This window comes from Methylobacterium sp. 142-1Y (genome assembly GCF_057747795.1).
This window is the reverse complement of sequence record NZ_JBYLEN010000002.1, coordinates 608,048-617,500: the sequence shown is the minus strand read 5'-3', so window position 1 is coordinate 617,500 and position 9,453 is coordinate 608,048. Positions and strand designations below refer to the sequence as shown.

Annotated in this window: 9 protein-coding genes and 1 rRNA gene (1 of these 10 running past the window's edge); all 10 read right to left on the bottom strand. The window is 60.1% G+C overall.

Features of this window, described 5'->3' with window-relative positions:
- Positions 1-1,368: ribosomal RNA gene (locus tag AC3AOF_RS32790) — 16S ribosomal RNA — on the bottom strand (it extends 116 nt beyond the left edge of the window).
- 409 nt (positions 1,369-1,777) lie between these two features.
- Positions 1,778-2,956: a cation:proton antiporter gene (locus AC3AOF_RS32785; protein ID WP_488349208.1), complete on the bottom strand. Its 1,179-nt coding sequence runs from the start codon at positions 2,954-2,956 to the stop codon at positions 1,778-1,780.
- Positions 2,957-3,347: 391 nt separating this feature from the next.
- Complete coding sequence (gene epsC, locus AC3AOF_RS32780) at positions 3,348-4,142, bottom strand: serine O-acetyltransferase EpsC (RefSeq protein ID WP_236993213.1); 795 nt, start codon at positions 4,140-4,142, stop codon at positions 3,348-3,350.
- A 110-nt stretch (positions 4,143-4,252) separates the two neighbouring features.
- Entirely contained in the window at positions 4,253-4,858 is a 606-nt protein-coding gene (locus AC3AOF_RS32775; RefSeq protein ID WP_488349207.1) for a LysE family translocator, read from the bottom strand.
- 10 nt (positions 4,859-4,868) lie between these two features.
- Complete coding sequence (locus AC3AOF_RS32770) at positions 4,869-5,240, bottom strand: Cif family virulence factor (RefSeq protein ID WP_236993215.1); 372 nt, start codon at positions 5,238-5,240, stop codon at positions 4,869-4,871.
- Entirely contained in the window at positions 5,237-6,013 is a 777-nt protein-coding gene (locus AC3AOF_RS32765; protein WP_488349206.1) for an alpha/beta fold hydrolase, read from the bottom strand. The genes AC3AOF_RS32770 and AC3AOF_RS32765 overlap by 4 nt, the downstream gene beginning before the upstream one ends.
- The gene (locus AC3AOF_RS32760; RefSeq protein WP_488349205.1) at positions 6,010-6,843 is read right to left on the bottom strand and encodes a hypothetical protein; all 834 of its coding nucleotides are present in this window, start codon (positions 6,841-6,843) and stop codon (positions 6,010-6,012) included. Before AC3AOF_RS32760 ends, AC3AOF_RS32765 begins: the two co-directional genes overlap by 4 nt.
- Before the next feature lie 23 nt (positions 6,844-6,866).
- A complete protein-coding gene (locus tag AC3AOF_RS32755; protein ID WP_236993218.1) occupies positions 6,867-7,775 on the bottom strand; it encodes a chlorinating enzyme in 909 nt (302 codons plus the stop codon).
- Positions 7,776-7,780: 5 nt separating this feature from the next.
- Positions 7,781-8,032, bottom strand: coding sequence for an acyl carrier protein (locus AC3AOF_RS32750; protein ID WP_236993219.1), 252 nt, complete (start codon positions 8,030-8,032; stop codon positions 7,781-7,783).
- Positions 8,010-9,452, bottom strand: a complete 1,443-nt coding sequence (locus AC3AOF_RS32745) for an AMP-binding protein (protein WP_236993220.1) — start codon at positions 9,450-9,452, stop codon at positions 8,010-8,012. The genes AC3AOF_RS32750 and AC3AOF_RS32745 overlap by 23 nt, the downstream gene beginning before the upstream one ends.
- Position 9,453 lies beyond the last annotated feature (1 nt).

The following is a 9,453-nucleotide window of genomic DNA, read 5'->3' as shown; positions in this document are numbered from 1 at the left end:
AGACCAACTCCCATGGTGTGACGGGCGGTGTGTACAAGGCCCGGGAACGTATTCACCGTGGCGTGCTGATCCACGATTACTAGCGATTCCGCCTTCATGCACCCGAGTTGCAGAGTGCAATCCGAACTGAGACGGCTTTTGGGGATTCGCTCCAGGTCGCCCCTTCGCTGCCCATTGTCACCGCCATTGTAGCACGTGTGTAGCCCATCCCGTAAGGGCCATGAGGACTTGACGTCATCCACACCTTCCTCGCGGCTTATCACCGGCAGTCTCCCCAGAGTGCCCAACTCAATGATGGCAACTAGGGACGTGGGTTGCGCTCGTTGCGGGACTTAACCCAACATCTCACGACACGAGCTGACGACAGCCATGCAGCACCTGTGTGCACGCCTCCGAAGAGGACAACGGATCTCTCCGCCTAACATGCCATGTCAAGGGATGGTAAGGTTCTGCGCGTTGCGTCGAATTAAACCACATGCTCCACCGCTTGTGCGGGCCCCCGTCAATTCCTTTGAGTTTTAATCTTGCGACCGTACTCCCCAGGCGGAATGCTTAATGCGTTAGCGGCGCCACTGACCTGCATGCAGACCAACGGCTAGCATTCATCGTTTACAGCGTGGACTACCAGGGTATCTAATCCTGTTTGCTCCCCACGCTTTCGCGCCTCAGCGTCAGAACCGGACCAGACAGCCGCCTTCGCCACTGGTGTTCTTGCGAATATCTACGAATTTCACCTCTACACTCGCAGTTCCGCTGTCCTCTTCCGGTCTCAAGCCAACCAGTATCGAAGGCCATTCCGTGGTTGAGCCACGGGCTTTCACCCTCGACTAAATCAGCCGCCTACGCGCCCTTTACGCCCAGTGATTCCGAGCAACGCTAGCCCCCTTCGTATTACCGCGGCTGCTGGCACGAAGTTAGCCGGGGCTTATTCCTCCGGTACCGTCATTATCGTCCCGGAGAAAAGAGCTTTACAACCCTAAGGCCGTCATCACTCACGCGGCATGGCTGGATCAGGGTTGCCCCCATTGTCCAATATTCCCCACTGCTGCCTCCCGTAGGAGTCTGGGCCGTGTCTCAGTCCCAGTGTGGCTGATCATCCTCTCAGACCAGCTACTGATCGTCGCCTTGGTGAGCCGTAACCTCACCAACTAGCTAATCAGACGCGGGCCGATCCTTCGGCAGTCAAGCCTTTCCCCATAAGGGCGTATCCGGTATTAGCTCAAGTTTCCCTGAGTTATTCCGAACCGAAGGGCACGTTCCCACGCGTTACTCACCCGTCTGCCGCTGACCCCGAAGGGCCCGCTCGACTTGCATGTGTTAAGCCTGCCGCCAGCGTTCGCTCTGAGCCAGGATCAAACTCTCAAGTTGAAGAGCTGATCATAGCTGATCACAATAGTAACGGAGGCTCACGACCGATCGGCGTTTCCGCCTGATCGTGTGAGCACCGAAACGTCAGACCAGCATCATCCTACTCACGACCGGTTCCGAAGGAACCGGCCCGCAGGGACAACGCCGTCCACGCTTCTCTTTCTCGTATGAACTTGTCAAAGAGCGGGTCGGGCCGGGAGCCAGACCTTGTACCCCGGAGAACAGAAAGCCGAGCCGGGTTTCCCTGGCCCTTGCTTCACCGTCTCTGGGGAAGTCCTTCGCGGCGGCCAGTTCGTCGGCGCCCCGTCGGTGAGCGGCTGTCTAAGGGTAGCCGGCTCGCCTGTCAATCGGCGCCGGCGACCCGTCCGTCGGTTCTCTGGACGCGGACTGCCCTCGCGTGACGGCGACATCACGCTTTTAGCGATGCGGGATTGGATTCGGCCGGCCTGACGCCTCCGATGAGGCGGGCGCAGAGCCAGAAAAGCGGCGTCGCCAGGGCTGTGGTAGTAACCGCCATCAGGACCATCCCGGAGAACATCACCGGTGTGATGATCCGATGTTCGAGCAGGATCGTCAGCAGGATCACCTCGACCAGCCCTTTGGTCTGCAGGAGGGATCCGAGGCCGAGCGCCACCCGCCACGGCTCTCCGACGACCCGCGCGGCGAGGACCGTGCCGACGAACTTGCCGCTGACGGACGCCGCTGTCCCGACAAGGAAGATCGCGAGGAAGAGCGTCGATGTAAAATCGATCGTCGTTCGCAGGCCCGTCAGGAGGAAAAAGAAAGGGATCAAAATACTGACGGTCAATTCCTCGAGTCGATCGAGAAGATGGCGACGCAGATTCTCAGGCGTCACCACCCCGGCGATGAAGGCGCCGATCAGGTAATGAAGGCCCATCGCCTCGGTGGCGGCGCCGGACGCCAGCGACACCACGAAGATGAACACCAGCACGCGACCCGGCAGGGGGCCGTCGGCGGCGATCCGGCCCGTCAGCCGCTGCAGGGCAGGACGTATCATCAGCATCATGACCGCGAGATAGGCCGGAAACATGGCGATGCGTAGAGCGAAGGTGCCCCAGTCGCCGTCTTCCGAAGTGCCGATCAATAAGGCGCCGAGCAACAGCCATAACGCCACGTCGCTGACCGTGGCCATGAACAACGCCATGGAGCCGACTCGACTGTCGATCAGTTTCAATTCACGGAGGATGGCGCCTAAAACAGGCAGGGCTGTCACCCCGGTCGCGATACCGATAGCAATGCAGAGGCGGAGCGAGTGCCCTTCGGACACCAGGATCTCAGGGTAGTGCGCGACCAGCAACGCGGCTCCGAGCGCGCCAGTCACGCCCGGAACCAGCGTGCTCGCGACTGCGATCAGAAGGTGACCTCGTGTGCCCTGCGCCAGAATGCGGCGGTCGAGATGTAACCCCGTTGTGAAGCCGAACAGAAGGATGGCAATCGATGAAATTCCCGACAGCGGAGCGAGTGCCTCCGGCGGGAACAGCAGGTGTTGCGCATCTGGAAAGTAGTAGCCGAAGACTGTCGGACCCAGAATGATGCCGACCAAAATCTGCACGACGACCAGCGGCATGAACGATCCGATCCGCGCCACCCGCGATAGCACGATGGGCATCGTCAAGATCAATATCGATTGTATAATGAACAGAAGCATCGGTGTCATGGCCATGCCTTTATGATCAATCGATGACATTCCCGGATCGGCCGAATGTTACGATGAATATCGGGCCGATACTATAAAGTGTCATGCTGGTTCAATTTTTACACGCCAGCATGAGGTGCATGTTGCAAGTTCAAAAATAATGACGCCGTAATGTGTGCGACGGTGCTGCGGGAGAGATCATAGTTCCGCGGAGGAGTCATGGTAGGAGGCTGCCGTTCGGGTGGGGGACCCGCCGTAACGCGCATCTCGGCGCGGCGGTCGCCCGACGACCGGACGAGCGGCATCCTGACGACCGATCGCCTCACATGTCTTTGATGAAGTCGTGGTCCATCTTGTGGGCGGGCAGGGATTCCCGTGGGGTGCCGACCAGTGCCGCGGGTGCGCCGACTGCCGTACGATGCGGTGGAACGGGGCGGAGCACGACGCTGCCGGCACCGATCTTGGCGCCGACCCCGATCTCGATGCGGCCGAGAATGATCGACCCCGCACTGATCAGCACGCCTCTGCGGATGATCGGGTGTCGGAGGCCTTCGTCCTTCCCGGTTCCTCCGAGGGTGACGTTCTGCATGATGGAGACGTCATCCTCGATCACGGCGGTCTCGCCGATGACGACGCCGGTACCATGGTCGATGATCAGTCCAGTGCCTATGGTGGCTGCCGGGTGGATATCGACTCCGAAGACCTCGGAGACGCGGTTCTGGATCCATCGCGCGGTGCCGAAGCTGCCGCTGTGCCAAAGCCGGTTCATCACCCTGTAGCCCTGGGTCGCGATGAATCCTTTGTAGAACAGGAAGGGATGGAGGCGATTCGTGCAGGCGGCGTCTCGCCCGTAATAGGCGTGAAGATCTTGACAGGCCGCGAAGAGGAGAGAGGGAGCCTGCGACAGGCAGGTGCGGACGAGGTCGGCTACGGCCTCGTGCGGCGACAGCTGATCGCGCAGCCTGTTCGCCAGAAGATGGGCCAGGGCCTCTCCCAGACCGGGCCGGCCGAGGATGTGGGCGTCGAGAACTGGCGCTAGGAAGGGTTCGTGTTCGGCCGCGTCCCGGGCCTCCCGGCGAAGGGTCTCCCAGGTCCGGGCGATGATCGCCTCCTGCATCGGCTCCCGAACTGTCGCGGCATTCGACGTGCGGATACCCCGGCGGAGCGTGAGGGGGCACCGATGCGCCCGGTCGACGGAAGCGCGATTCGACTTCGAAAGCCCGTCCATCAACCCCGTCCTTCGTGGATCAAGAAAGCCTGGAGGACCGACACCGCGAGAAGGATTCCCATGATTCTGTTGAACCAGACGACTTTGTTCTCGGTATCGAGAAATCCGCTGATCAGATGGCCGGCAACCATCCAGCTTCCGACACAGACGATGGAAACGACGATGAAGATCGCGGAAAGAATGACAGCGTTGACCTCGGTTCGCTCAGAGAAGATCGCGAATGATGACATCGCGCTCGCGGCGACGATCCAGGACTTCGGATTGATCCACTGAAAAGCGGCGCCATGCAAGAACCCCAAGGGTTGCTGAAGCGTATTGCTTGATGCGACTTCACGAATTTTGAATATTTTATAGGCGAGATAGAGCAGATAGACAGAGCCAATTATCTTCATGTAAATGTAAAATTCTGGAACGTATCGGAGAATTACGCCGACTCCGAATCCCGAGACAAGGATCAGAGCTGGAAATCCAAGGCACATTCCGAGCAGAAGCGGCACGGACCGCTTGACGCCGAAATTAACCGCCGATCCCATGATCAGGGCATTGTTGGGTCCCGGAGTAAGGGTCGATACTATAGCGAACAATATGACCGAAAAAAACTCCATCAACCTTCTCCTACATACGTTTCTCGTTCCATACTTGGTAGCGGATGACCGGCCGGTCCCGGTAGAGGACGATCACCCAGGATCCACGAAGAAGCATTTCCTTACGGAAAGATCCAGAGCGATCATATGTTTTTACGGACAGCAGACCCGTCACGTAGGATTGCGTCTCGCCGTCGATGCCTTCGAGTTCCAGGACGCTGGCGTCGATCGTAAAATCCTTGAACGCGTAGGCGAACGCGATCTGGTCGACGCCGCGCTTGTCCTCGAAATGAGGCGGGCACCAGAGAGCATCGGGGTGATACAGCGCGCGATAAACCGCAGCGTCATTGGTGTTGCTGGCGCGCGGATAATTCTCCGCGATAAATCTCACGCCGTCGATCACGCGTTCACACCCACTTGCCGGATCCAGTCGCGAAGAATCGCCGCAGTCTCGGCCGGCTTTTCGTACATGAACATGTGGCTGCTCTTCATCGGGCACCAGGCCGGCTCGGTCGTGAAATGCCGGTCCAGCCTCCGGACCCATCCGGGTGGGACGATGCCGTCCGCCAGACCGAAGACGGCACGGCAAGGGACGGGGATCGGGGGGAACCGGCCCCCCGCTTCGTACAGTGTCTCGAGCATGATCAACTGGGAGCGGCAGCGCTCGCGATCCGGGGGATTGTCGTCGAAAGCGGTGCGCAGCGTGTCCGCCGAATCCGGATCGGTGAGAAACTCCGGACTGAAGATGGCGTTGATCGACAATCGAAAGAAGATGTCCGGTTCGAGATCGAACAGGGGATCGAGCGCCGGAAGGGCGTTGACCCGGTGCGATCCCATGAACTCGGAGAGGTGGCAGGTCCCGAGCAAAGCCAGGGATTCCACGCGATTTGCGTGACGGGCCGCGAATTCCTGAGCCACGAACCCACCCAGGGAATGGCCGGCGAGGTGAAACCGATCGATCCTGCGGCTTGACAGCGCGTGCTCGATGGCGGCGATCGCGTCACGGTAGTCGCCGCCGACCGAGCCGTGATCGGCGGCTCCGATGTCCTCGATAACAAGGATGCGCAGGTCGTCCAACTCAGCGCACATCGGCGCAAAGGTCCAAGCTCCGAACATGTATCCGGCCAAGACCACCAACGTCGTCGGTCGATCCCGATGATACTCCCTGACTTTCATGTCGTGGTGGGCTCCCGGACAGAGCGGACCAGAAGGTCGGCCGTATGGCGCGGCGGAGATTCCACGTGGATCAAAGCCAGAGCCGGTGCTGCGGGTAAGGCGAGAAACAGAAACGGGTCCGCCCCGAAGGAGTGGACGTGGACCGGCGCCGGATGCAGGTGATCGAAAAGCACCGACGACCCGTACTTGAATCTCAGGACGAAATCGAAGCAGTTGAGCGTCAGGAGCCCCAGTTCCCGCGGCGGCCGGCTCCGGAATTCTCCGTACTCGACATCATCGAGGCCATTCGCGGTCGGGAACGACGTCCCGGAGTAATGCGCCACGCCGGAATGCGACGACAGAATTTCGTGCGTCCCCCCGGCATTCGACACGTGAATCGCGGTACACGCATCGCTGAAAAAAGCATAGTTCTGCAGTCGGTTCAGGTTCGGCGGACAGGAATCGACCGATATCACCACGATATTGTCGTGCCGGCCGGATCCGACCTCCTGCTCGGCGAGGACGACCGCATCGAGAGTGGTATTGCAGCCTCGGCCGGTGAGGAACCGTAGGTTCCCGCCGGCTTCCAGGTGGTCACCGAGGCGGTCGGTGAAACCGACCGCCTCGGTGACCGGCCAGATGCAGGTGCTGCTGGCCACGAAGATCGCCTCGAAACGACGTCCCATCCGTGTGAGGAGAGCGAGGACGGTCGCGCTCGGATCGTCGATGCGCGTGAACCGGCTGGCAAGCACCCGATCAATCAGTCCGGAGCGCACCAGATCCTCACAAGACGGATAGGCTGCGACGTAGCCGGAAACCGGTTCCGTCGGGAGCGCAGTCTCCGTGGTCACCGATATCCGGCATGGCCGGCGCCTCATGCCGGAAGACCGGTGATCCGCGCGTCGTCCGAGATCAGGTCTGGCGTCTTGAAGCGGTTGACCGACGATTTGCCGGTGCCGCTGACCAGGAGCGGACGATACTTGTCGAGTTCGAGCACCTCGTTGAGAGCCTTGAACCGTTCGAGATCCTTGTAGACATGGACCTCGGGCAGAACGTAACGAGCCGACATCGCGAAGCGCGACCGATCGGGGCTCGAGTTCGGGAAGCTGCCGTGCAGGCATTTCGAGGTGAAGAAGAAGAATTCGCCTGCCTCGACCTCCATGTCGACGGCCTTCGCTTCGTCGGGCTTCCAATCCTTGTTGTACTTCAGATCCTCCCACGAATACCCGAAGAAGCCCTTGTGGTCGGCGCTGTCGGCATCGAAGGCGCCGTCCTTGGATTCATCGAAGTACCAGTCCTCCTTGTGGCTACCCGGCATGAAGCGCATGCAGCTCGTCTCACGCGTGATGTCCGTGAAGGCGATCCAGACCGTCAGAACCCAGTATTCATTCGCCTCTTCGGTGGCGCGATCCGGCTGGAGCTTGGGCTGTCCTTCGAACTCGAAGAATTTCTTGGCTTGATGCCACTCGGTGCCGGCATCGCCGGGATACTTGGCGAACCATTCGGTGCGCCAGCACAGGATCTCCTCGCCGAGGATCGAACGCAGTCGATCGACCACCTTCGGAGATGTCACGATCTCCTGCAGTTCGGGAATGTCGAGATGGCGGTCGTAGTTCAGAAGCGATCCTGGAAACACGGCCCCGTCCCGTTGCATCAGCTTCGGCCGGATCTTCTTCTTCCAGATTTCCAGCGCCTCCTCGCGTTCGAAGAGCTTGAAGGGACCGAGGAAGCCCTGACGATCGAACTTTGCCTTCTCGGCCTCGGTGAGAGCGTAGTCGGTCATAGTGTCTATCCTTCGTTCTTGGGCAGATATTTCGACTTCAGGTTGGCGAGCGTGGCGTCGTCCTCCAGCAGGACCTGCGGCGGGATGGTGATCCCGAGTTCCTTGCGGAGCTTTTCGGTGAAAATAAAAATTCCTAGAGATGTTCCCCCAAGATCGAGGTATGAAACGTCTTCGCTTCTTTCTTGCTTGGTTTTTACTGCATCCCAAAACGACGCCGCAAAAACGGACTCTTGTTTATTGATCTCTACGCTGTCCATTGTTTCTATCCTCGTTGCCGTAAGCGATAAATTCCTTGATCAGCTTGTAGTTCGTCTTTCCCGTCGAGAGGCGGGTCACCTTGTCGTCGGGAAGCCGGATGACCTCGGTCGGAACACAATAATTCGGCAGCACCGACCGAAGATGGGCGATGATTTCGTCCGGCTCGAAGGACGCCGGCGAATGTACTCCGGAGACGAGAACCTGGAATCCGCGATGCTCCTTCACCGCCGTCAAAACGGTGGCATCTTTGACGAAGCTCCGTATATGGTTGTCGATCTCGACCAGGGAGACGCGATTCCCGTTGATCTTGACGATATCGTCCTTGCGACCGGTGAACCACAAGTCGCCTGCTTCGTCGAAGTAACCGAGATCCTTGGAGTGGTAAGCCCCCCGGTGCGGATCGAACCGGCCGGTCGCGGTGTCGAGATAGCCTGAGAAGAGCTGCGGGCCGGACAGGACGATCTCGCCGACCTCACCGACCGGGCAGGACCGCCCGTCCGCATCGACGACGCCGATATGGACGTGGCGGATCGGACGACCGAGTGGCATGAACCCCGTCGCTGTGGGCCTCAGGGTCCGGAACCGATGGTGAGTGGTATTGTTGCAATTTTCTGTCGGGCCATAGAACTGGCACCACTCGATGCCGGAGAAGAGTGCCATCGCGCGCCCGAGTACTGCGGTCGAGCAGCCCTCTCCGCCGTAATAGATCGTTCGCAAGTCGTGCTTCGGCGCGGTATCGACCATCTCGACGGTCATTTTGAGCAAGGTCGAAATGTAGAGAACCTCGGTGACACCCTCATCCGCGATGATATTGAGATATTGATGTGGCAGGAGTGTATTGCTGGCGAGGATGATATCGGCACCACGCGCCAGCTGGACGAGGACATCGAGCTGGAAGACGTCGAAGTGAAGCGGGCAGATGCTGAGCCACGTCTGCCGGTTGTCACCCATGCAGTCGAGCATCGAGTCCACGTAGTGGGCGAGAGCCTCGGTCGCGCTGAAAACGCCCTTGGGCTGGCCGGTGGTCCCCGACGTGAACACCACGCTGCCGGCGAAGCGACGCGGCGAGTTCTCGACCGGCACGTGCCGGCTGATCCCGTCCCCGCCATGGACGAGGTGGAGGGCGGGGCGCATGGCCGTGACGATCTGCGACGTCCTCGACGACGGAAGCGTGAGGTCGAGGTAGCTGACGCCTCCCTCGGCCAAGAGGCTGGCGACGCCCGCGGCGACGGCGTCCAGGGTTTTCACGCCATCGATCAGCACGATGCCGCCGGCCGGAACCGTGGTCCCGATCTCGGATTGCCAGCGGTCGATCCGGGTGAAGAACGCCCGGTAGCTTTCGCGCTCGCCGTCCACGACGGCGACGAAACGATCGTCCCGATCGCGGTATCTGGTGAGGAGTTCGGTGAGATTCGCCATG